21 protein-coding genes are annotated in these 22,477 nt (G+C 41.5%); 13 read left to right on the top strand and 8 right to left on the bottom strand.

The genetic code is table 11. From position 1 onward, the window contains the following. Window positions 1-235: 235 nt before the first annotated feature. Window positions 236-427 carry a hypothetical protein gene (locus C9J12_RS09300; RefSeq protein WP_227876312.1) on the top strand — a complete coding sequence of 64 codons (192 nt, stop codon included), beginning with the start codon at window positions 236-238 and terminating at the stop codon, window positions 425-427. On the opposite strand, the gene C9J12_RS09295 is transcribed toward C9J12_RS09300, so the two are convergent. Beyond that, window positions 411-1,460, bottom strand: a complete 1,050-nt coding sequence (locus C9J12_RS09295; protein ID WP_227876311.1) for a GlxA family transcriptional regulator — start codon at window positions 1,458-1,460, stop codon at window positions 411-413. The two genes, C9J12_RS09300 and C9J12_RS09295, sit on opposite strands and share 17 nt — an antisense overlap. A 179-nt stretch (window positions 1,461-1,639) precedes the next feature. On the opposite strand from C9J12_RS09295, the gene C9J12_RS09290 reads away from it, so the two are divergent. After that, the gene (locus C9J12_RS09290; RefSeq protein WP_107242449.1) at window positions 1,640-2,254 is read left to right on the top strand and encodes a LysE family translocator; all 615 of its coding nucleotides are present in this window, start codon (window positions 1,640-1,642) and stop codon (window positions 2,252-2,254) included. Between the two features lie 23 nt (window positions 2,255-2,277). Here C9J12_RS09290 and C9J12_RS09285 read toward each other — a convergent pair whose 3' ends face one another. After that, window positions 2,278-3,144, bottom strand: coding sequence for a LysR substrate-binding domain-containing protein (locus C9J12_RS09285; protein WP_107242448.1), 867 nt, complete (start codon window positions 3,142-3,144; stop codon window positions 2,278-2,280). Window positions 3,145-3,345: 201 nt separating this feature from the next. Here C9J12_RS09285 and hisC point away from each other — a divergent pair, with 201 nt between their 5' ends. From hisC to C9J12_RS09245, 8 genes are all read left to right on the top strand, one after another. Further along, a complete protein-coding gene (hisC, locus tag C9J12_RS09280) occupies window positions 3,346-4,434 on the top strand; it encodes a histidinol-phosphate transaminase (protein ID WP_107242447.1) in 1,089 nt (362 codons plus the stop codon). A gap of 16 nt (window positions 4,435-4,450) precedes the next feature. After that, complete coding sequence (locus tag C9J12_RS09275) at window positions 4,451-5,227, top strand: ABC transporter substrate-binding protein (protein WP_107242446.1); 777 nt, start codon at window positions 4,451-4,453, stop codon at window positions 5,225-5,227. A 312-nt stretch (window positions 5,228-5,539) separates the two neighbouring features. Continuing rightward, entirely contained in the window at window positions 5,540-6,292 is a 753-nt protein-coding gene (locus C9J12_RS09270) for an outer membrane lipoprotein-sorting protein (RefSeq protein WP_107242445.1), read from the top strand. Between the two features lie 51 nt (window positions 6,293-6,343). Next, window positions 6,344-7,573, top strand: coding sequence for an ABC transporter permease (locus C9J12_RS09265; RefSeq protein WP_107242444.1), 1,230 nt, complete (start codon window positions 6,344-6,346; stop codon window positions 7,571-7,573). Next, window positions 7,563-8,795, top strand: coding sequence for an ABC transporter permease (locus tag C9J12_RS09260; protein WP_011221187.1), 1,233 nt, complete (start codon window positions 7,563-7,565; stop codon window positions 8,793-8,795). The genes C9J12_RS09265 and C9J12_RS09260 overlap by 11 nt, the downstream gene beginning before the upstream one ends. Before the next feature lie 2 nt (window positions 8,796-8,797). Then, window positions 8,798-9,481, top strand: coding sequence for an ABC transporter ATP-binding protein (locus C9J12_RS09255; RefSeq protein ID WP_107242443.1), 684 nt, complete (start codon window positions 8,798-8,800; stop codon window positions 9,479-9,481). After that, a complete protein-coding gene (locus tag C9J12_RS09250; RefSeq protein WP_107242442.1) occupies window positions 9,478-10,707 on the top strand; it encodes a hypothetical protein in 1,230 nt (409 codons plus the stop codon). Before C9J12_RS09255 ends, C9J12_RS09250 begins: the two co-directional genes overlap by 4 nt. Window positions 10,708-11,032: 325 nt before the next feature. Beyond that, window positions 11,033-12,277 carry an autotransporter outer membrane beta-barrel domain-containing protein gene (locus C9J12_RS09245; protein ID WP_107242441.1) on the top strand — a complete coding sequence of 415 codons (1,245 nt, stop codon included), beginning with the start codon at window positions 11,033-11,035 and terminating at the stop codon, window positions 12,275-12,277. A 91-nt stretch (window positions 12,278-12,368) separates the two neighbouring features. On the opposite strand, the gene C9J12_RS09240 is transcribed toward C9J12_RS09245, so the two are convergent. Next, the gene (locus C9J12_RS09240; protein WP_107242440.1) at window positions 12,369-13,427 is read right to left on the bottom strand and encodes a hypothetical protein; all 1,059 of its coding nucleotides are present in this window, start codon (window positions 13,425-13,427) and stop codon (window positions 12,369-12,371) included. Window positions 13,428-13,838: 411 nt separating this feature from the next. Between C9J12_RS09240 and C9J12_RS09235 the strand changes: the two genes are divergently transcribed. After that, window positions 13,839-14,117 carry a hypothetical protein gene (locus tag C9J12_RS09235; protein ID WP_011221182.1) on the top strand — a complete coding sequence of 93 codons (279 nt, stop codon included), beginning with the start codon at window positions 13,839-13,841 and terminating at the stop codon, window positions 14,115-14,117. Window positions 14,118-14,240: 123 nt separating this feature from the next. Here the strand turns inward: C9J12_RS09235 and C9J12_RS09230 are convergent, their stop codons facing one another. The 5 genes from C9J12_RS09230 to C9J12_RS09210 form a co-directional block, all read right to left on the bottom strand. Beyond that, window positions 14,241-15,143, bottom strand: a complete 903-nt coding sequence (locus C9J12_RS09230) for a hydroxymethylglutaryl-CoA lyase (RefSeq protein WP_107242439.1) — start codon at window positions 15,141-15,143, stop codon at window positions 14,241-14,243. After that, the gene (locus C9J12_RS09225; protein ID WP_107242438.1) at window positions 15,140-16,045 is read right to left on the bottom strand and encodes an enoyl-CoA hydratase-related protein; all 906 of its coding nucleotides are present in this window, start codon (window positions 16,043-16,045) and stop codon (window positions 15,140-15,142) included. The genes C9J12_RS09230 and C9J12_RS09225 overlap by 4 nt, the downstream gene beginning before the upstream one ends. Before the next feature lie 74 nt (window positions 16,046-16,119). After that, window positions 16,120-17,724: a carboxyl transferase domain-containing protein gene (locus C9J12_RS09220; protein WP_107242437.1), complete on the bottom strand. Its 1,605-nt coding sequence runs from the start codon at window positions 17,722-17,724 to the stop codon at window positions 16,120-16,122. A gap of 69 nt (window positions 17,725-17,793) precedes the next feature. Then, the gene (locus C9J12_RS09215) at window positions 17,794-18,963 is read right to left on the bottom strand and encodes an isovaleryl-CoA dehydrogenase (protein ID WP_107242436.1); all 1,170 of its coding nucleotides are present in this window, start codon (window positions 18,961-18,963) and stop codon (window positions 17,794-17,796) included. A 49-nt stretch (window positions 18,964-19,012) separates the two neighbouring features. Continuing rightward, window positions 19,013-19,390: a MerR family transcriptional regulator gene (locus C9J12_RS09210; protein ID WP_107242435.1), complete on the bottom strand. Its 378-nt coding sequence runs from the start codon at window positions 19,388-19,390 to the stop codon at window positions 19,013-19,015. Window positions 19,391-19,663: 273 nt separating this feature from the next. Here C9J12_RS09210 and C9J12_RS09205 point away from each other — a divergent pair, with 273 nt between their 5' ends. Beyond that, complete coding sequence (locus tag C9J12_RS09205; protein ID WP_107242434.1) at window positions 19,664-20,911, top strand: thiolase family protein; 1,248 nt, start codon at window positions 19,664-19,666, stop codon at window positions 20,909-20,911. 38 nt (window positions 20,912-20,949) lie between these two features. Beyond that, window positions 20,950-22,443 carry a CoA-acylating methylmalonate-semialdehyde dehydrogenase gene (locus C9J12_RS09200; RefSeq protein ID WP_107242433.1) on the top strand — a complete coding sequence of 498 codons (1,494 nt, stop codon included), beginning with the start codon at window positions 20,950-20,952 and terminating at the stop codon, window positions 22,441-22,443. Window positions 22,444-22,477: the final 34 nt, after the last annotated feature.

The following is a 22,477-nucleotide window of genomic DNA, read 5'->3' as shown; positions in this document are numbered from 1 at the left end:
AAGAGTGGTAATCTTTCATTGGTTTATAGTTTCTCTGTTACATATATTGCACTCCCATTAATTTCATATAATAAATCGCCATACATAATAAATACTGATGAAATGTAAGCGTCGTGATTTATTGTTCATGTATATTGGTGAATCATTACCTTACATTATGTTACTTTTTTGTGATTGCTGGCGTTGGCGGTTTTCTGCTCTAATTATCACATGGCAATATTGTGATGATTCACAAATGAAAAACAATTCGAAAGCTGTTGATAGTTATAGATATGACATTTTGTGGCAGATAATATTTGCTATTGTTATGATCATTGGCATTCTTGCCTGCCTGCTAATTCCTGACAATGTGAATCATGCTTTTTTATTTGGCTCGAGCTGGATGCTGGGTTGTATTGTGATTGGCTGGCTTATTTCGAAAGATTAAGCACGGTTTCTTTATTCGAGTGACGTAATGTTGCTGGGCTTTGCCCGAAGCGCTTGCGAAATACCTTACAGAGGTAGCTAGTATCTTGAATGCCAATTTCTTCCGCCAATATAGTCAAACTATGATTAGAGTTGACTAATCGCCAGTGTAGGTGCTGAAGGCGCATTTCGTGCCAGTAATCATGTGCAGTTTTAGAGAATTTATCTTTAAACAAGCGATCAAGCTGGCGTCGACTTATGCCTATCATCGTAGCGAGTTCATCGGTGGTTTTTCTTTCTGCGAATAAGTCGCGCATCAACCCAATAGCACGGCTAACATGCCGACCTGCGTTGGTTTCATTATCCAATGATTCTAAGCGATGCAATTGCCCACGTGGTTTATCGATAATCATATCGGCTAATCCTTTCATGGCACGTGTACGACCACAATGGCGTGTTAACAACTCTACGGCTAAATCAATGGCAGCGCTGCCACCAGAACAACTTATGCGTTTTTTGTCGATGCAATATAATTGCTCTGTGCGTACTTCAATATCGGGATAAGCAGCCATAAATTCTTGTGCATGTCGCCAATGTACCGAGACTTTGTTTTTCTTTAATAATCCAGCTTCAGCCAGCATGAAACAAGCATTGTCGATCGTGACTAATGTAACGCCACTAGAGGCTGCTTGTTTAAGCAATGCTTTATAACTGGGTGCCATTTGTTGAGCATGACGTGCCGATCTACAGCCAAAAACAACAAGGTAGTCGTAATCAGAGAGACGTATCTGTTCCGGCGTTATCTGTACCTCTACCGATACACTGCTGCTTGAAGTAACAGTGCCAGATTCTAAACCTAAGATTTGCCATCCACAGTGGCGTTGCTGGCTATAATCTTCATTGTCAGCCGAAAAACGAAGTTTATCGATAAAACCACCAAAAGGTAGCATCGTAAAATCGGGCAAAGGCAATAGCAGGAAACGAACGTCAGGTGTCATGATAGGGCTTTTATCGTCAGCTAGATTTTGATTGGAAGGCGTTATTGTTGTTGTCATGTCTGAGAGATCTTTTAACTAATGTCCATATTATACCGTATCAAGTCTAAATTAGACCATTTGTTTTTATGCTTCCGCAGTAAAATTCACACACTTCCAACGGTGATAGTTGATTCATGTTGTTGTGCTTTATTTAATCAAAAGGCAAACATGAACAGAATAATATAGGTGAGATTTTCATGGTGCTTCAAACGTGGCTTTTATATTTAATTGCGGTTATTGGCCTTGCTTTTGCGCCGGGTCCTAATGGATTGTTGGCACTGACGCATGGTGTACTATATGGACGCAGCAAAGCAATCTGGACCATTATTGGTGGTGTGCTCGGTTTTGTGGCTGTAATTGCTTTATCCATGTTTGGAATTGGAGCGATCATTCAAACATCACCGTCTGCACTTAATATATTGAAGTGGGTGGGTGGGGCATACCTTATTTGGTTAGGTATTCAATTATGGCGAACACCGCCTGTTAATTTAATCATTTCAGAAAAAGCCATTGCGGAAAAAAAACGTTCAGCATTATTCATGCAAGGTGCTATAGCAGCGGTTTCTAATCCTAAAGTACTGTTATTTTTTGGGGCCTTCTTACCGCAGTTCATTGATCCTCAAATATCGCTTTTGACACAATTCTTTGTCATGGCTTTAACCTTCTCGGTGGTTGAGTTTGCGGTTGAGTTCATGCTGGCCAGTGTTTCTGTTTATATTGGCCCTTGGCTTGAAAAAAGAGGGCAACGCTTTAACCAAGTCTGTGGTGGTTTATTTGTGGTAATTGGCATTGCGTTACCGCTTACGCAGTAATGAATAACTAAGCACCAATAAATCTAGACCAGCCACTCAATCAGTAATTCTAAAGAAGGGTTCTGCATCGTTTTCGGGCGTACAAGGTAATAACTGTTACCGGAAGCGACTGTTAACGTATGCGGAGCCACCAACCGCCCTGATTCTAAATCAAGCTTAGCCAAGGTGATATCCCCAATGGCGATACCGAAACCCTGTATGGCTGCACTTACCGACAAATCTAATGTTGCAAAATGCTGGTTTTGATCAGCGGTTAAGTGTGAACTGTTAGCCTGCTTTAACCATAACGCCCAGTCACTTTTCTGTGGAGTGGCATGCAGCCACGTAAAACCCTTCATTTCATCGGTATTTAATGTCGTTTTATCTAACGGTAATACAGAGGCAGAACATACTGGTGTTAAATATTCTTCAAACAATAAATTGGCGAGCAAGGATTTTTCTTGTGGTGATTGCCCGTAACAGATCGCAGCATCAAAAGGTTCGGTTGAAAAGTTGACGCTATGTTTAATGGCGGATGTGAGTTCGACATCGATATCGGGGTAGGCTTGCTGAAAGGTCATCAGTTTAGGCAGCAACCAAGGTGTAATACAGCTTGGGGCTTTCAGTTTTACTAATTGTTTATCATTCGAGACTTGATCAACGGCGCGATGAATTTGATTCATTGCTTGTTCAACAAGAGGAAGAAACTCAGAACCTTTATTGGTTAAGCTTAACCCGCGCGCATGGCGGTGAAATAGGCGTACTTTCAGTTGTTCTTCTAATGAAATAACCTGACGACTTACGGCGCCTTGTGTCACATTCAAAACCTGTGCTGCAGCAGTAAAGTTTAGATGTTGGGCTGTGATCAAAAATGCCTGAAGCTCTTTTGTTGATGGTAGTCGATTTATCATACTTATTCCCTGTCGCTACTGACACTTAAGGTATGCGATTTTATCATGGCTAGTATGCCGACAATTCGATTCTGATTTCAAGCTAGGTCTGCTTTAATCTAAATATAAAGACACTCAGAGATTACTTATGCTATCTATTTGCATTTTAATCCGAATTGAGACCATGTTTTAGCCTGTTTATTCGTGTTGGGAGCAAAGGGAATGAAATCATTGGCGTCAAAATTAGCACCAAAGGCAGTAGAAAAACTCATACCCTACCAGTCGGCACGACGCATTGGAGGCAGTGGTCATCTATGGTTGAATGCGAATGAACTAGAAAGCAGTTGCCAGTATGGTGACGAGTCAAAAGGACGTAACGATGTATATAACCGTTACCCCGATTTTTTACCTCATGATATTGCTGTAGAGTATCAAGCGTATTGTGAGCAAGCATCGGGTGCATTGGGCTGCGAGACCGTGGCTGTGCGGGGTGCTGATGAAGCGATTGATTTATTGATCCGCACATTTTGCCAGCCAGGTAACGACCAAATTATGGTTTGCCCACCGACCTATGGTATGTATGAATTTTGTGCCGATGCTTTTTCGGTTAATACGCTAGCTGTGCCGCTATTAGATAATTTCCAACTCGATGTTGCGGCAATTAAAGCTCAGCTGGCAGATACAAGCCTGCTTTTTTTATGTTCACCAAATAATCCGACAAGTAATACTATTCATCATCACGATATTGTGGAATTGCTTGAAGCCAGCAAGGCGTCAACTTTGGTTGTGGTTGATGAAGCCTATATTGAGTTCGCACCAGAAACGAGCGTGTTGCATCTGATGGTTCAATACCCGCATCTGATTGTGATCCGTACCTTATCAAAAGCATTTGGATTAGCGTCGATTCGTTGCGGCTTCTTAATGGCAGATGAAAGTGTCATGTCTTACGTTGCGCGTTTAATTGCACCTTATCCTATTGCTGATCCAACCGCTGAAATTGCATTGAAAGCCCTTGCACCTGAAGGCTTGAAAAGTATGCGTAGCCAAACAGATGAACTTATAACAACCCGTGAATGGTTTATTAGCGAATTGCAGGCGTTACCGATTGTGGATGTGGTTTATGCGTCGGCAACCAATTTCGTGCTTATTCACTTTAATACATCAAACAGTATTTATGATTACTTACTGACAAAAGGCATTGTGACCCGTAACCAAGCGCATGAACCGATGCTTGAACACTGTGTCAGAATTTCCATTGGCTCAAAGAACAGTATGCTTGAAACCTTAAATGCGTTACAACAATATCAATAGGAAGAGGGATCTTATGATGAAAAAACTAATGAGTGTCGGAATTATTTTGGCGTCAGTATTATTTACTACCGCACAAGCCGCAGATGAAAAAGTGATTCGCCTAGCGTCAGATTTTACTTATCCGCCGTTTAATTATAAAGATGCATCGGGCACTCCAAAGGGATTTGATATTGAAATTGCAGACGCACTCTGCGTCGAAGCGAAGCTAAAATGTGAGTGGGTTTCACAAAATTGGGATGGACTCATTCCAGCATTATTATCACGTAAAGCTGATGCGATTATGGCATCAATGCGTATTACGGAAGATCGTAAAAAACGTGTTTTATTTACAGACAAGTATTACCAAACACCAGCACGTTTTGTAACGGGTAAAGATTCAGGTATTACAATAGATACAGCGGGATTAGACGGTAAAACGATTGGTGTTCAACTGGGTACAATTCACGATCGTTATGTAACCGATATCTATGGCGATGTCGCTAAAATTCGTCGTTATACTGGTCAAGATGAAGTGTATCTCGATCTTGTAAGTGGGCGTCTTGATGCCGTATTCGGTAATTCTGATCAACTCGTTTTAGCATTTTTAGAGAAAGAACGCGGTAAAGACTTTGCATTAGCAGGCGAGCCAGTAACAGATAAAGCCTACATTGGTGAAGGTACAGCCCTAGCATTGCGCCTACAAGATAAAAAATTAGCCGATAAATTTAACCAAGCGATTAAAACGATTCGTGAGAATGGCACTTATGACAAGATTGCCGCTGGGTACTTTAGTTTTGATATTTACGGTGAATAAAGGCAGGTTGTATAACCTGTTTTTACATTATTTTTAGCATACATAAAGCAGTTACTTCGGTAGCTGTTTTTTTTGTTTTTTTTTATGTTTAAGACGATGACATGGCTAACAAGAACGTTGGTCACAGAAATAATGTATTGATATTGTTAGCTTCTAAACTTCGGACTAATTTAATCATACCGACGTAATGAATTCATTATGACGGTGCAAAACTTGTTCTATGCCAAGGGGCACCTCAAAGTTCGTTGCCGCTTATTGATCAAACAGCATTGAATGCTTGGTTTCGTTAAACGGACTTAAAAGGGAGAAAGCATGCAAACGTTACCGATTATTTTACTGAGTCTGGTGAGTGTATTTTCAATGGGGTTACATGCCCAAACAGCCACAGATATTGTGACAAAATCAGATCTTCAAATGCGCGGAGATTCGAGTTACAGCGAACTAACAATGAATATTATTCGCCCTGATTGGACGCGCTCGATGAGCATGAAAAGTTGGACGAAAGGGAAAGAATTATCGTTAGTGTTAGTGACTGCACCAGCCAAAGATAAAGGCAGTGCATCACTTAAGCGTCAACGCGAAATGTGGAATTGGATACCAAGTATTGAACGTGTGATCAAGATAGCGCCATCCATGCTTGGGCAATCTTGGATGGGGTCAGATTTTACCAATGATGATCTTATTAACCAGTCGTCTATCGTAGTGGATTACACCCACGCAATACACGGTACAGAAGTGTTTTATAATGATAATACCTATGTGATTGATGCTATCGCAAAGCCTGATGCCCCCGTGGTGTGGAGTAAAGTACGCTTGTGGATATCGAAAGACACGTATTTACAGCGAAAAGTAGAATTCTATGATGAATTTGATGAGTTGGTTAATACGATGAAAACATACGATATTAAGCAACTAGGCGGACGTGAAATTGCCACCAGAATGGAAATGGTGCCAGCTGATAAACTAGGAAATAAGACAGAGATGATCACCCATCAGGCGCAGTTTAATTTTGCGATCAAAGACAGCTTCTTTTCTCAAAGTCAGATGAAGGCATTACGAGACTAATTAAAACATGACGAAATTTGCTTAAAACATTCTGACACTGGCGGAGCATGTATGTTAGTAAAATTAGCGTGGCGAAACTTGTGGCGTCAAAAACGGCGAACAGTGCTAACAGCATCCGCCTTAGCACTGGCGTTATTATTATCCTTGTTTATGCGTAGCCTGCAAGAGGGTGGATATGCCAGCAATATTGATAATAGTGCCCGCTTCTTTACTGGATTAATTCAACTACAGCACCCTGAATTTAAAGAAAGCCAAAGTATTGATGATTTATTACCTGCCAGTGATGCTTTTATCGAACCTGTTCGTAATAACCCACATATAACGCATTTATTGCCTCGTATTGAATCTTTTGCCCTTGCTGCGGCGGCAGAGAAATCGAAAGGTGTCATGGTTTTAGGCATATCACCTGAGCTTGAAAATCAATATTCACACATTTCGCAAAGGCTCGTCGCTGGTAAGTACTTAACCGACGGTGATTCTCAGGTATTAGTCGGAGAGGGCTTAGCCAAATCATTAGGATTAAGTGTGGGTGATGACATCATTTTATACGGGCAGGGCTACCGCGGTCAGACCGCTGCGGGTTTGTATCCGATTAAAGGCATTGTGAAGTTTCCTATTCCCGCACTTGATCAGCAGTTGGTTTATCTACCATTAACGCAAGCACAAACCTTATATAGCACAGGTAATCAAGTTACCGCTTGGGTGCTGCATACCGATGATTTAGTCAACCTTGAACAAACGGTCGATGAGTTATCGCGCACTTATACTGATCGTGCCGTAGTGCGTGATTGGCAAGATTTATCACCCGAGATGGCACAGCAAATTATGATGGATAAGGTCGGCGGCATTTTCATGATGTACCTGCTTTATGGCATTGTTGGTTTTGGGTTGTTTGCCACGATTTTGATGATGACATTAGAACGTCAGCGTGAATTCGGTGTCATGTTAGCCACCGGATTATTACGTAGAAAACTATTAATGCTGATTGGTATCGAATCGGCATTTATTGGTGTATTAGGTGTGGTCTTAGGGTTGATATTAACCTTACCTGTTTTGCTGTGGTTTTATTACAACCCTTATGAATTAACCGGAGAACTCGCACAGGCAGTGCTTGAGTTAGGCTGGGAACCCGTTCTAAAAGTATTGATTGCACCTTGGCTTTTTAAAGAACAAATAATGCTGGTGTTGGGATTACTTTTCTTCTGTTTGATTTACCCAATGTGGCGCATTTACCGTCTTGATCTTGTGAGCGCATTAAAAGGAGGTGCCCATGCTGATTAAACTTGCTTGGCGTAACTTATGGCGCAATAAATTACGTACTGGCATTATGCTTTTCGCCATGGTGTTTGGTTTGATTGGTGTCGCAGGCATGATCGGCTTTATGAATGGTATGTACGGCAACATGATTGATAATGCCATCGCTTGGCAAACCAGTAATATTCAAATCCACCGTAGTGAATATATTAATGAGCCCGAGATCAACGACACCATCATTGGATCAGAGCAGATCATTGCTCAATTACGAGATATGCCAGACGTTAGCGCGTGGTCGGCACGTTTTATCGCTGATGGTATGGTGGCTTCTGCACGTTCGACACGCGGGGTAAAGATCAATGGTATTGATCTGGAGGCTGAAGCGAAAGTAACGCCGTTAGTCAGTCACATTATTGAAGGCGAATGGTTATCAGAACAAGGGCGAAACCCGGTATTAGTGTCGAGTAAAACCGCAGAACGTTTACGCTTACGTGTGGGATCAAAAGTCGTTTTAACTTTTACTGATGCCGCTAATGATGTATCGGGATCAGCGTTTCGTGTTCGCGGTATTTTTAAGAGTCCGTCGAGCAGTTTTGACGACGGCAATGTGTACGTTAGGCGCAGTGATTTAAGTGCTCTTGCCCATATCGACGGTGTTCATGAAATAGCCATAGTGGTAAATGAAGCTACACCATCATCGAACATTGTGACGCAAGCGGTAAAAGCACAATTACAGGCTAAAACCAGCGCATTGAATACCATACGAGACTGGCAACAGATTCAACCTATGTTGGCGACGATGATCAAGCAAACGGGTACCAGTACCGCGATTATTCTCGGTATTTTTGTATCAGCTATGGGCTTAGGCATTGTGAATATCATGCTGATGTCGGTGTTTGAGCGTACTCGTGAATTTGGTGTATTGATGGCAGTGGGTATGCAGAAACATAAGGTGTTCTTACTGATCATGCTTGAGACAAGCTTACTGGGAATGAGTGGTGCGTTACTGGGCGTGGGGTTTTGTGTTGTATTAATGATGTTATTACAAACAACTGGTATTTCATTAAATTCAATGGCTGAAGGCTTGGGGGCGTTCGGCGTTGATACGACTATATACCCGAGAGTGTCATTTGGCGAATACCAGTTAATCTTTCTTACTGTGGTTGCCGCAAGCTTTTTGGCGGCACTTTATCCGGCGCGTCAAATATTAAAGCAGCGCCCAGCAGATGCGATGGCGGAGAAACACTGATTATGAGCATTCAAATTAATCAATTGTGTAAAACATATAATCCGGAATCTGATTTTCCCGTTCATGCTGTTAAGTCGCTCGATTTAACCATTGAACAAGGTGAATTTGTCGCGGTAATGGGTCCATCGGGGTCGGGTAAAACGACGCTGCTGAATATGCTTGGTGGCATTGATGTTCCCACGTCTGGTGAAGTGAAAATAGACGGTAATAACATTTGCCATTTATCAGAAAAAGACTTAATTGCTTTTCGCCGCGATCATATTGGTTTCATTTTTCAAGATTACAGTTTGCTACCCGTATTAACGGCATTAGAAAACGTAGAATTTGTTATGCAGTTACAAGGTCATAAAGAAGCGGAATGTCGCCAACGAGCGAGTGACTTATTGGAACAAGTAGGGCTCGCTGAACAACTGCATAAAAGACCGACTAAGCTATCTGGTGGTCAGCAGCAGCGTGTTGCAGTAGCTCGCGCATTAGCACCACGACCAAGATTTGTAATGGCGGATGAACCTACCGCAAACTTAGATGCTAAAAGTACAGCAGAATTGCTGGATATTATGCAGCAGCTAAATCAACAAGAAGGTACGACGTTTATTTTTTCGACTCACGATCCTCGAGTCATTAAACGTGCACGCAGAGTTATTGTGTTTGAAGACGGTCAGTTGAAAGAGGATCGTCGTCAGTGAAACGTCAGCTATCACATACCGTGTTAAAAACGATGCTAGCCGTTGTTATCTCGTGTGCGTGTAGCTCAGTAGTATTGGCTCAAATACCCGGATTAGAGCCCGAGAAAAATTGGGATTTAACGGGTTACGTGAAATATATGGCAACAGGCTCGTTTCCTGATAGTAAAAGTGCAAATACAACGGGTATTGAGAACCAAGGGAACAGCCTAGATAACCTGATCCATCAGCGTTTTAATTTTGAATTCCGATTTAACCGTCACCTGCGCGTTAATGTAGGAATGAGAAATCGATTACTCTTTGGTGATTCAGCTGAAATCGCAGGGTATGGCAATTTGGTGGGCTTTGATCCCGGTTATATGGATTTATCTAAAAACTGGGTAGATAAGAATGGCGTTGTAGCCAATAGCCAGCTCGATCGCTTGTATCTTGATTGGCAGGAAAATGATTGGCAAGTTCGTGCTGGGCGTTTTCGTATTAACTGGGCAATGGCAACATTGTGGAATCCAAATGATATTTTCAACTCTTACTCTATATATGATTTTGACTACGAAGAACGTTCGGGATCAGACGCCATCTTGGTAAGTCGTAAACTGGGTTTCGCCAGTGCGTTTGACCTGGTGTATAACCCAAGCCAAAACAGTGAACTGGATAGCTACGCGGGTCGGTATTTGTTTAACCACCAAGGGTGGGACATGCAGTTGTTGGTGGGAAAATCTGGGCTAGATCATATTATTGGCGCAGGGTTTGCTGGCGACATTCAAGGTGCAGGTTTACGTGGTGAAATTAGCTGGTTTGAGCCTGAACGAAGCGAGTGGATGGGGGGGCCACTAGATTCGTCAACGGTTGCCACTATTGAAACAGATTATAGCTTTGGTGGAAAAAGAAATTGGATGACAAGGGCTTCGTTATTGTTTATCTCTAATCCTCAAGATCCAAGTAACGCACTGCTGTTCTTAAATTTGCCGCTTACAGCACGCACGCTGAGTTTTACAGAGTATACGTGGTATGCCGATATTGGTTTTGATATAACACCGTTAAGTCGATTAACGTTATCAAGTACTTATTATAATGATGGCTCGTATTTTTTTGGGGCGAGTAACAGTTATTCTTTATCTGATAATTGGCAAGTGTTGACCGTTTTACAGCGTTTTGATGGTAGCAATAATAGCCTGTTCGGCGAGACACCGAACACCTTAGTCAATTTACAAGTTAAGTGGAACTTTTGAAAGCGATACAATGAGCCAATATAAAAATTATGTAATAAAAAATTGCTAAATTCGACGTATTAAATTCGCACTAAAGTACCTGTTTTATAGACAAAAATATTTTACTATTCATAAGTTGATACTATTGAATGACTAGCTGTTACCGGTCTAAGTAATTAATTTTCCGATTGTTTATTTTTATTTATTTATTATTTTATTTATTTGTTGGAATGTTTATTTTTGCGACACCCTAGATTGTCTCGTTTCTCTATTATTAAATAGTTAAGTTTCACGCAAACACTGAATAATAATATAAAGCGTGAGTGTGTTTAATCTAGGGGGTCACATGCGATATGAAATTTTATCTATCGTAATTGCTAGAACTTTACCTATTATGATTGTATTACCATTTTGTGCGATTTCAGCTGAGGATAGCAATGGTAATTCATCAAGCGTAAAAGAAGATGTTTATGCTGTTATTTCAACACTCATGGATGTAGGGTCAGATATTCGAGGTGATAAATTCACTCATCAGGGCGTTGGCGATCGTTCTTCAAATATCAATAAAAGCAAGATCTTACAACAAAAAAATCTAAACACTGCTGATCTTACGGAACGAGCAAATAGCGTCAGAAATAGTACTAAAAATTCTTACCCCCTCCAAAATGTAACGCCTAAATCAACAGAAGTAACATTTTATCAAGATGGCTTGTTAGGGACTGACAATTCTTCACGTTTAGGGGCCTATGTACGTTTTGATCAAGAACAAAATACTATAGAACAGCAAGCATTGGCAGTTGAAAGTAATCCTGAAAGAGAAGGTTACTCAGTGACATTAGGTGGTGATTACTTACTTAATGAAAAATATTTATTTGGCGTGGCGCTGGGTTTACCCTTTTATGATTCAGGTCTTGAAAACGCAGAGAGTGAAATTGATGGTTTGGTTGCATCAGGCTACTTCAGTTATTTTCAAGATCAATGGTATATGGATTTTACAGCGAGCTATGCGCTTGTTGATACCGATATTGAACGTAAAATTAGTCACTATAGTGATAATGTTATAAACAATTCTGATGATGCAGATTCTGATATTTGGGTTTTTTCGTTCGGTGGCGGTTATGTAATAAGCCAAGGTTATTGGAATATCGCTTTAGAAAGTACCATTCAACATACACTATCGGATAGTGACCGCTATACAGAAAGGCCGTCAAGGGGTAATTCCAATTATCTAATTTCTAAAGTGGATGATGTTGATAACTTAGAATCAACGATGTTGATTACAGGGGCCAGCTTTTCGCATTCTTTTCGATCGAGCTTAGGCATATTCCAACCTTATTTACGTTCTTACGTTCATTACGATTTTGACTCAAATTCAGAAAAAGTAATCAGTCAATTGAAAGCTGATAACTCAGGTATGATTTTACCTATTATTATCAACTCTGATGACCAACTATATGGGCGTATGCATCTTGGTTTATCAAGTGTGTTTAATAACGGGTGGCATGGTTTTGCAGAGGCTAGTACTTTGATTGGATTAGATGATTTAGATGCTTATACCTTTACATTAGGTATTGGTATCCCGTTTAATTAATGTTTATGTTGTAATTATATTTATACCCAAGCTACTCGCTGAGATTACTCTTAATCTTGCATCTTGAGGTAGCTTGGTTATGAGATTAGGATTAATCTTTTTCATAGGGCAGAGGTATATATCGATTTAGTCGGTCATAATTTCCATTCTTTATAAAGAAAAGCTCAAGCTGTAACATTATTCCGGGGTTAATATGGTAGTCATATTCTTTTGGGAATTCGATCTCAGGTTCTATTGTTAAATAAATCCAATCTTTATAGAGCTTTTGTGTCCACGATGCCGATATCCAATAGTTGGATATCTCATCTTCTTCACGTGTGTCTGCACTTATACCTGTCGTGTATTCCATAAGATGGTTATCATTTAGGCGGTCAAAGTATTCGAACGTTTGTACTAACTCCCAGTTATCATCGTCATCAAGATACTGACCACTTGTACTAGCCTTAAATATTTGTGTCTCGTCTTCATTCATCGATCGGTAAAAATCGAAGTATGTGACTGCACCAGGTCCTTTTTCATGATAGAAAAAAAACTCCTGCTTTATACGGCTTGTCCAGTGCTCGCTTAAAATATCGACTCGACTTGCATTTACTCTAACAAAAGGATCCGGTGGCCATCTTACTTTTACACCGATATCAAAATTTGTTTTCCAGTGTCCAAATATTTTATCCTGAAGTCTAACTCCACCAACAGCAGAGCTGCCGCTATCATTATCACCAGAAATACCTCGTTGTTTGCTTTCTAAGCTATCAAAATCATCGGGATCGGTTTCAAAAATCAGCTTCCAATTTCGTTTGGTATGCGGAAGGTCTAGCTTAAGATAAACATTAGCATCGAAATCAGAATAACCACGGTGTGAGTAACGCGGCTTAAACTTAATGCGTAAATAGCTACGATTCATCATTGGTTCATCTTCGTCTTCTTTACCTACATACTGATCCAGTGATTCACTGTAATCGTGTATGGTATCTGCTAATTTATCTTCTGAATCATCCATCCACGCAAGAACAGTGTTATCGTCAGTATCTTTAATGGCATTACTTTCATCTAACAATATTTGGTTAGAGGGGGTGGTGTTATTTTTTTTTGTGATTTCATTCGCGTCAATATTGGCAGTATAAAGACAAAAAAATGGAAGAGTGAAGCACATGAAAGGAAAGTCCTTTTTGTGCCCGAAAGATAAGTATTTCCGGTAGTGTATCCAAAGGTAATAAGTGGTGTTCATTTAGCTACCTCAGGCATAAAAAAAGAACTTTATTGTCATACAACCTTAATTATAGTTCTCTATAATTGTTTGTGGGTCAGGTTAAATCTTATTACTAAGAACTAGATCTTAATCTCTAAATTCATGATTATTTTAACTTTCACACCAAAAAAATCACTTTTAAGTTGTGTACCTTAAAGGGGGCGGAGGCATTAATTTACGCAGAGACACGAATTTTTACATATTTTATTTAGAGATAGAAAGTGCAATAAAATAATTCAACTACACTTAAATCTGACTTAAAAACCATATGTAAATGTACGATATTTTGTACTGGTTATTCTAGGTGAGGATAAGATGAATAGTACGGATTTTGATGGCGTAAAAAGGGATATATCATTGACTGTTAATGACATTTTTGTCAATTTCGAAGAGGACAATTACCGTCTTCCCACTATGGAAGAATTTAGAACTATTTTTTCAAGTCATGCAGAACAATACATTGGCCCAGTGAGTGAATTAAAAGTTGAAGGTATTGGTTGTCATTTAGATAGGCATAGACGTCGAGAGCAAATGCTATGGACTGCTGCTAATGAGTTAGAAGCGGAACAACGATTTTTACGCTCAGATTGTTAGTAACATATTCACGTGCTGCTGAGTATATATACAAGAAGTGATTAACTAATGATGGATGGTTTTAGGCGGTAATTGCTTTTAGGTGTTGTTATAGAATGACTTTTTAATCAAATATCGCCAATTTTAACGCAAAGCTAATGACACTTTTGATGAGGGCTGTTTATTTAAAATGCGACAGATCATCCAACCAGCTTTAGCCATATCATTCAGGTTAACGCCCGTTTCTATGCCTAATCCTTGGCACATATATAACACATCTTCGGTCGCAACATTTCCACTTGCCCCTACAGCATATGGGCAACCACCTAGCCCTGCAACACTGCTATCTATTACGCTTACACCCATGGTTAATGCTTGATATATATTAGCGAGTGCTTGCCCCCAAGTATCATGAAAGTGAACAGCAAGATGATTAATTGGAATGTTGCGTTGTACTGCTTCTAACATTCTACCTATACGTAGTGGTGTACCTGTACCAATGGTGTCACCAAGCGACACTTCGTAACAGCCTAAGTCAAACAACTCTTTGGCGATAGCAGCAACTTGTTCAGGTTTTGTTGCGCCATCGTAGGGGCAATCAGCAACACAAGATAAATACCCTCTAACCGGTATGTTGTATCTCTTCGCTTCTGCTATTAGTGGCACAAAGCGTTTAAGGCTTTCTGCGATAGAACAATTGATATTTTTTTTGCAGAAACTTTCAGATGATGAGGTGAAAATCGCAACTTGATTTACCTTCGACTGAATTGCTTGTTCAAAGCCTTGTAAATTAGGGGTTAAGGCTGAATAAATAACATTGGGTTGGCGTGATATTTTTTCCAATACGTGTTTTGAGTCGGCCATTTGAGGCACCCATTTAGGCGATACAAATGATCCGGCTTCAATATGGGTTAGTCCTGTTAGAGACAACTGATTGATAAGGTCGATTTTAGCTTCTGTGCTCACCGCTGCTTCATTTTGTAAGCCATCGCGTGCGCCCATTTCAACAATCGTAACATCGGTAGGGAGCGAGCTTGTGCTATTCATTCCCTTTCCTTCGTACTGACCTTGGTATTAGCACACCATGATGGTTGACGTTTATCAAAGAAAGCGCTTAATCCTTCTTGCCCTTGCTCTGATATACGAATATCGGCAATTAAATGACTGGTATATTTGATTAACTTTTTATCAATAGGTTGGTTTTCACATGTATGACATAGTGCTTTAGCTTGTTGCAGGGCGGCAGGGCTATTATTTAAGATGGCTTGGGTAAGCTGGGTTATTTGCTGTTCTAATCTGTTTTTTTCTGCTTTCGCTTCGGTATCGACAATAAGGTGTATTAACCCGATGTGTTGTGCTGTGTTTGCATCAATACGTTCGGCCGTCAGCATGTAACGTCGAGCATAACGAACACCGATAGCGCGACAGACATAAGGCCCGATTGTCGCTGGAATAAGCCCTAATTTCACTTCACTTAGGCAAAACTGTGAATCAGACTGTGCGATAACGATATCACAGCAGCAAATCAAGCCTAATGCACCACCAAAAGCCCAGCCTTGTACAACAGCAATCGTTGGATGAGGAAATGTATCAAGAACTTGCATTAGGTGGGCAAGTTGTTGGGCATCTTGATGATTTTCTTTAACGGATTTTGTCGCCATTGATTGCATCCAATGAAGATCTGCGCCGGCTGAAAAATGCGTGCCGTTTGCCCGTAACAGTAAACACCGAATAGTAGGAATAGCGGCGAGGGTGTCTATGTAATGAATAAGGCTTTCTATCATTGCATCATCAAAGGCATTCTTTTTACTCACACGATTAAGAGTGAGTGTTGCAATGCCATTGGCATCGATTTTACATAATACATCACTCGATTCTGTATCACTCTGTTCGTTTGTTTGTTGTGTATTTTCAGCCTGTCTACTTTGATTCAGCTTGTATTTTTTCATTTTTAGCGCTCTCTACATTCGGGCTAAATATTAGGATTATGTACGGCCTTTACACTGGCTATTATATTCGACTATTACATTCGGAAAATACCAAACTGACTGTCAGGAATAGGTGCGCGTAATGCCGCAGTAAGGGCTTGTCCGACAATATCCCTTGTATCTTTAGGATCGATAATGCCGTCATCCCATAACCGTGCACTGGCATAGTAGGGATGTCCTTGGTTTTCATATAACTCAATGATTGGTTGTTTGAAGTCATTTTCTTCTTCTGCTGACCATTGTTCGCCTTGTCTATTTTTTGCATCACGTTTTACTTGCGCCATAACACCTGCTGCTTGTTCTCCGCCCATGACGGATATTCTCGCATTCGGCCACATCCACATCATAGTTGGGCTATAGGCACGCCCGCACATGCCATAATTGCCAGCACCATAAGAGCCGCCCACAATCACGGTAAATTTAGGCACATCAGCACATGCAACAGCCATGACCAGTTTGGCACCATGTTTGGCTATCCCTTCTGATTCATATTTTTTACCGACCATAAACCCAGTGATATTTTGCAAGAACAGCAGGGGGATTTTTCGTTTGGCGCAAAGCTCAATAAAATGCGCACCCTTTTGGGACGATTCTGAAAAAAGAATGCCGTTATTGGCCACAATACCAATAGGATGACCGTATAAATGGGCGAAACCACAAATAAGCGTTGTGCCATAAAAGGCTTTAAATTCATCAAAATCAGAATCGTCGACGACGCGGGCAATGACTTCTCGAACATCGAACAAGTGGCGTAAATTAGCGTTAATGATGCCGTAAATCTCTTCAGCGTTATAACGTGGCGGCAAAGTGGTTTTTTGAGCTGTTACGGTCGGTACTTGGTTCGCGCTTGCAATAGTTTGCCTAGCAATAGTCAGTGCATGTATTTCGTTATTGGCATAATAATCGGCAACGCCTGATTTTTTGCAATGTACATCTGCACCTCCTAGCTCTTCTGCTGTCACTATTTCACCTGTCGCGGCTTTAACGAGCGGAGGACCGGCAAGAAAAATAGTGCCTTGTTCTTTTACAATAATTGACACATCTGCCATGGCAGGAACATATGCGCCCCCTGCGGTACACAAACCTAAAACAACCGCAATTTGAGGAATCCCCTTAGCAGACATGCGTGCTTGATTGTAAAAAATACGTCCGAAATGGTCTTTATCAGGAAAGACTTCAGCTTGGTGGGGAAGGTTCGCACCACCAGAATCGACAAGGTATACACAGGGAAGGTGGCAACGTTCAGCAATCTCTTGCGCACGAAGATGTTTTTTGACTGTTAATGGGTAATAGGTGCCGCCTTTTACTGAAGGATCGTTAGCAATCACCATGCATTCGATCCCTTCAATTTTCCCGATGCCAGCGACAACACCTGCACATGGAACGGGTTCATCATACACACGCCATGCCGCAAATTGTCCAATCTCGAGGAAATGTGTCCCTTTGTCTAAGAGTGATGTAACGCGTTCTCTGACAGGCAGTTTGCCTTTTTGTCGTTGACGATCAATCGCAGTCTGACCACCACCTTGCTTGATGACATGAAGGTTTGATTGAAGATTATCGATTAACTCGACCATTATTTGTTGATTGGCGAGAAAATGCGGATCGTTCGGTTTAGCTTTGGTTTGAAGAATTGCCATGTTTCGTCCTTTTTAAATGCACAGCATTACTAGGGGTCTTAAACAGAGCCCCTTGAATTGGAAACGTCGTTAACGAGATTCTTCAAATAATTCTCGACCAATCAACATGCGCCTTATTTCAGAAGTACCCGCGCCAATTTCGTAAAGTTTGGCATCTCGTAATAATCGACCTGCTGGAAATTCATTGATGTATCCATTACCACCAAGTAATTGAATGGCGTCTAACGCTAATTGTGTTGCTAGTTCGGCGCTGTATAAAATGACCCCTGCGGCATCTTTTCGCGTGGTTTCACCCCGATCACAAGCGGCTGCGACGGTATAAACGTAAGCACGTGCGGCATTCATGCGGGTATACATGTCGGCGACTTTGGCTTGAACCAGTTGGAATTCACCAATAGAACGACCAAATTGTTTGCGGTCATGCACATAAGGCACAACAAGATCGAGACAGGCCTGCATAATACCCAATGGGCCAGCAGCAAGTACGACGCGCTCATAATCCAATCCACTCATTAGAATTTCGACACCGTGGTTTACTTTCCCTAAAATATTTTCTTGTGGCACTCGGCAATTATTGAATACTAATTCGCAGGTGTTAGAACCGCGCATTCCCAACTTATCGAGTTTTTGAGCATGGCTGAACCCTTTAAAATCACGCTCGATAATGAAAGCGGTAATACCATGAGATTTTGCGCTAAAATCTGTTTTGGCGTAAACGACGACGGTGTGAGCATCAGGACCATTGGTGATCCACATTTTAGTGCCGTTCAAAATATAGTGTTCACCGTCTAATTCCGCTTTTAACTGCATACTTATAACATCAGAACCTGCATTGGCCTCACTCATCGCAAGCGCCCCAACATGGCTACCATCAATGAGTTTTGGGAGGTATTTATCACGTTGAGCTTGCGTGCCATTTCGAAATATTTGGTTTACACACAGGTTAGAATGCGCGCCATAACTGAGTGCGACAGAGGCTGATGCTCGGCTTATTTCTTCCATCGCAATAACGTGCGCCAAATACCCCATATCCGCACCACCATATTCCTCACTAACGGTTACACCTAATAACCCCATTTCCCCGAAGAGTGACCAGAGATGATTAGGAAACTGATTATCTTTATCAATATCTGCAGCAATAGGGGCAATATGTTCCGCAGCAAAACCATTGACTTGTTCGCGCAGCATATTGATTGTTTCGCCAAGGTTGAAGTTAAGCGGGGTATACGCAATTTTCATAACACCTCCTAAGTCGCTTTGTAAACTTCGGTTGTTATATAAGCTATTCTTAGCTTGGTTTTGAACGATTAAGCGCTTGATGACAACGTTCACGGGCAGCATTGAGTTCGCTCATTACAACATTAATATCATTAAGTTGGCGTTGTAACGTGACTTGTTTGTCATCAATAATAGTGAGCATTTGATTGAGCTGATTATCACTTTGATTTGTATCGTATAGCTCAAATAATTCTCTAATTTCAGCCAGAGAAAAACCGAGTCGTTTCCCTCGTAGAATTAATTGAAGCCGTATCTTATCTCTGCGTTGATAAACCCGAATATTACCTTGTCGAGCTGGGAGAATAAGCCCCATATCTTCATAAAAACGAATGCTTCTTGTCGTGATATCAAACTCTTTGGCGAGTTCGCTAATTTTAAATGTTTCCACCTGATTATGTCCTCCAACTACTTGGCGACGAGGAAAGCTGCAATGATAAAACAAAACGTTAATGACAAAACAAAATCCTAATTACAGACAAAAAATAATGACAATCGCTGTCATTCAATTGGGATTGTGAAGATTTTACATGCTGTCAATTTGTTTCTTTACGTTTACGTAAATGTTAGTGCTATGCTTACGTAAACGTCAAGAAATCACAGTGCGAAAAATACTAAATCCGAAAGGCTGTGATCAATTGCTGTCGTCAACGAGGGCGGAGTAATGGAAAAAACCATTTGGATTGTATCTGCAAAACGTACACCGTTAGGTAGCTTTCAAGGCAAGCTTAAAGCGTTTTCTGCCCCTCAATTAGGGCAATTTGCCATCAAGGCTGTACTTGATGCGGTGCCTATTTCACCAGATTGTATTGATGAAGTCTTTATGGGGTGTGTATTGCCTGCTGGTTGTGGTCAAGCGCCTGCTCGCCAAGCGGCTTTGGGTGCAGGGCTGCCGTATTCTGTTGGCTGCACGACGATTAACAAAGTCTGCGGTTCAGGTATGAAATCAGTCATGTTAGCGCATGATTTGATTAAAGCTGGGTCAATAGGTTGTGCTGTTGCTGGTGGTATGGAAAGCATGACTAACGCACCATACCTTCTGAAAGATTCACGTAATGGGATGCGCATAGGTCATAAAACAACGTATGACCATATGTTTTTAGATGGCTTACAAGATGCCTATGAAGGCGATTTAATGGGTGTGTATGCTCAGCATATTGCCGACAGGTTAAATTACACCAGAGAGCAGATGGATGAATGGGCTTCTATGTCGGTTCAGCGTGCTTTAGATGCGCAAAAACAGCAGTTATTTACCGATGAAATAGTGCCAATTTCGTTATCAACTAAAGGGGTGACGGCACTAGAAGACGGTACGAATACACATAACAGTAAGACATTAGATTACGATGAACACCCTCACGAAATAGATCTCACAAAAATCCCCAAGCTCACTCCAGTATTTGCGATGCATGGCACTGTGACAGCTGCAAATTCAAGTGCGATTTCGGATGGTGCTGCCGCATTGGTGGTGATGGATGCTGAAATTGCGCAGCAACAAGGCTTAGCGCCTCTTGCCATTATCAGGGGGCATACCACACATGCTCGTAAGCCAGCAGAATTCACACTTGCGCCTGTTTACGCGATTGAACAATTGTTATCTAAATTAGATTGGTCGATTGATGAAGTTGATTTATGGGAAATCAATGAAGCTTTCGCTGTGGTTACACAAATAGCGGTGCGCCAATTAGGTTTGGATATTGACAAGGTAAATATTAAAGGAGGCGCGTGTGCGCTTGGGCATCCCATTGGTGCCAGTGGTGCACGTATTCTGGTTACGCTTATTCATAGCCTGAGGCAGATTCAAGCATTAGATACCGAACATGAACCGAATAAAAAAGTGATGCGCGGCGTTGCTTCCCTTTGTATTGGAGGGGGAGAAGCGACAGCAATGGGTATCGAAATTCCGCTATAAGTTTTTGTGATAACGGCTCGTCTAAAAAGGACATAGCAATGATTAAATCTGTTCCCTTATTTATTGATGGTGAGTTTCGTCAGTCAGTGACTGAAGAGTGGGTGGATGTGACCAACCCCGCGACAAACGATGTGATTGCCGAATTGCCCTGCGCAACAGAACCTGAAATGGTTGAAGCCATTACCAGTGCGACTAACGCCTTTCAATCGTGGAAAGCTGTTGCTGTGCCAGATCGCGCTAGACTCATGCTGCGATATCAACATTTATTGAAAGAACATCATGACGAACTGGCAACGCTACTATCGCAAGAAACGGGTAAAATCCTAACCGACGCCAAAGGGGATGTGTGGCGTGGTATTGAAGTGGTTGAGCAAGCTGCCAATATAGCAAGCAACATGATGGGGGAAATGGTCGAGAATGTCGCAACAGACATCGATACTTACTCCATTACCCAACCGCTTGGTGTGTGCTGTGGTATTACCCCATTTAACTTTCCTGCAATGATCCCCTTATGGATGTTTCCTATAGCCATCGCGAGCGGCAATACCTTTGTTTTGAAACCTTCCGAACAAGTACCGCTAACCTCAATTCGTTTAGCTGAATTATTTGAGCAAGCGGGTGCGCCAAAGGGGATTCTGCAGATTATTCATGGTCGTAAGCAACAAGTCGATTTTCTGCTGTCTCATCCAGACATTTGTACCATTTCGTTTGTGGGTTCAGTCGCTGTTGCAAAATATATTTATCAAACTGGTACGCAACACTTTAAACGTGTTCAGGCTTTTGCGGGCGCTAAAAATCATATGGTGGTAATGCCCGATGCCAACAAGGCACAGGTGATCAGTAATTTGGTTGGTGCATCTGTTGGGGCTGCGGGTCAACGTTGCATGGCAATTTCAGTCGCGGTGTTTATTGATGGGGCAAAAGAGTGGATTCCAGATTTAAAAAACGAAATGGCAAAGATTCAACCTGGATGTTGGGACGACGCTAACGCAGGCTATGGACCTTTAATTAGCGCTCCAGCAAAAACACGCGTGCTGGGTTTAATTCAAGAAGGAAAAGATCAGGGAGCCGTGTGCGAACTTGATGGTAGCCAGTGTACAGTCGACGGTTTCCCTAATGGTAACTGGGTAGGGCCAACACTATTTAGTGGCGTCAAAACGAACATGTCGATTTATCAGCAAGAAATATTTGGACCAGTATTGATGTGTATCGAAGTGGACACTTTGGAAGATGCCATAGCACTGGTGAACAATAACCCATACGGCAACGGAACATCCATTTTTACCGCCAGTGGCGGTGCTGCGCGTAAATACCAGCACGAAATTCAAGTCGGCCAAGTCGGTATCAATGTACCGATTCCAGTGCCATTGCCTTTTTTTTCGTTTACTGGTTGGAGAGGCAGTTTTTACGGTGATTTACATGCTTACGGTAAGCAAGCTGTTCGTTTTTACACCGAAACGAAAACGGTAACAGCGCGTTGGTTTGATGATGATATTCCATCAGGTCCCAACTTTACTATTCACTTGAAGTAGCTATTTACTTGAGGCTGTAATGCCGCGCAATCGG

It is taken from the genome of Photobacterium frigidiphilum, from assembly GCF_003025615.1.
Classification (GTDB): domain Bacteria; phylum Pseudomonadota; class Gammaproteobacteria; order Enterobacterales; family Vibrionaceae; genus Photobacterium; species Photobacterium frigidiphilum.
This window is presented reverse-complemented; position numbering and strand designations above follow the sequence as displayed.

Bases quoted from the DNA above. Each gene is read 5' to 3' on its own strand.
- hisC (WP_107242447.1), top strand. From the start codon at position 3,346: ATGAAATCATTGGCGTCAAAATTAGCACCAAAGGCAGTAGAAAAACTC.
- C9J12_RS09300 (WP_227876312.1), top strand. From the start codon at position 236: ATGAAAAACAATTCGAAAGCTGTTGATAGTTATAGATATGACATTTTG.
- C9J12_RS09265 (WP_107242444.1), top strand. From the start codon at position 6,344: ATGTTAGTAAAATTAGCGTGGCGAAACTTGTGGCGTCAAAAACGGCGA.
- C9J12_RS09270 (WP_107242445.1), top strand. From the start codon at position 5,540: ATGCAAACGTTACCGATTATTTTACTGAGTCTGGTGAGTGTATTTTCA.
- C9J12_RS09205 (WP_107242434.1), top strand. From the start codon at position 19,664: ATGGAAAAAACCATTTGGATTGTATCTGCAAAACGTACACCGTTAGGT.
- C9J12_RS09220 (WP_107242437.1), bottom strand. From the start codon at position 17,724: ATGGCAATTCTTCAAACCAAAGCTAAACCGAACGATCCGCATTTTCTC.
- C9J12_RS09230 (WP_107242439.1), bottom strand. From the start codon at position 15,143: ATGAATAGCACAAGCTCGCTCCCTACCGATGTTACGATTGTTGAAATG.
- C9J12_RS09200 (WP_107242433.1), top strand. From the start codon at position 20,950: ATGATTAAATCTGTTCCCTTATTTATTGATGGTGAGTTTCGTCAGTCA.
- C9J12_RS09225 (WP_107242438.1), bottom strand. From the start codon at position 16,045: ATGAAAAAATACAAGCTGAATCAAAGTAGACAGGCTGAAAATACACAA.
- C9J12_RS09285 (WP_107242448.1), bottom strand. From the start codon at position 3,144: ATGATAAATCGACTACCATCAACAAAAGAGCTTCAGGCATTTTTGATC.
- C9J12_RS09290 (WP_107242449.1), top strand. From the start codon at position 1,640: ATGGTGCTTCAAACGTGGCTTTTATATTTAATTGCGGTTATTGGCCTT.
- C9J12_RS09255 (WP_107242443.1), top strand. From the start codon at position 8,798: ATGAGCATTCAAATTAATCAATTGTGTAAAACATATAATCCGGAATCT.
- C9J12_RS09295 (WP_227876311.1), bottom strand. From the start codon at position 1,460: ATGACAACAACAATAACGCCTTCCAATCAAAATCTAGCTGACGATAAA.
- C9J12_RS09240 (WP_107242440.1), bottom strand. From the start codon at position 13,427: ATGTGCTTCACTCTTCCATTTTTTTGTCTTTATACTGCCAATATTGAC.
- C9J12_RS09275 (WP_107242446.1), top strand. From the start codon at position 4,451: ATGAAAAAACTAATGAGTGTCGGAATTATTTTGGCGTCAGTATTATTT.
- C9J12_RS09235 (WP_011221182.1), top strand. From the start codon at position 13,839: ATGAATAGTACGGATTTTGATGGCGTAAAAAGGGATATATCATTGACT.
- C9J12_RS09260 (WP_011221187.1), top strand. From the start codon at position 7,563: ATGCTGATTAAACTTGCTTGGCGTAACTTATGGCGCAATAAATTACGT.
- C9J12_RS09245 (WP_107242441.1), top strand. From the start codon at position 11,033: ATGCGATATGAAATTTTATCTATCGTAATTGCTAGAACTTTACCTATT.
- C9J12_RS09215 (WP_107242436.1), bottom strand. From the start codon at position 18,963: ATGAAAATTGCGTATACCCCGCTTAACTTCAACCTTGGCGAAACAATC.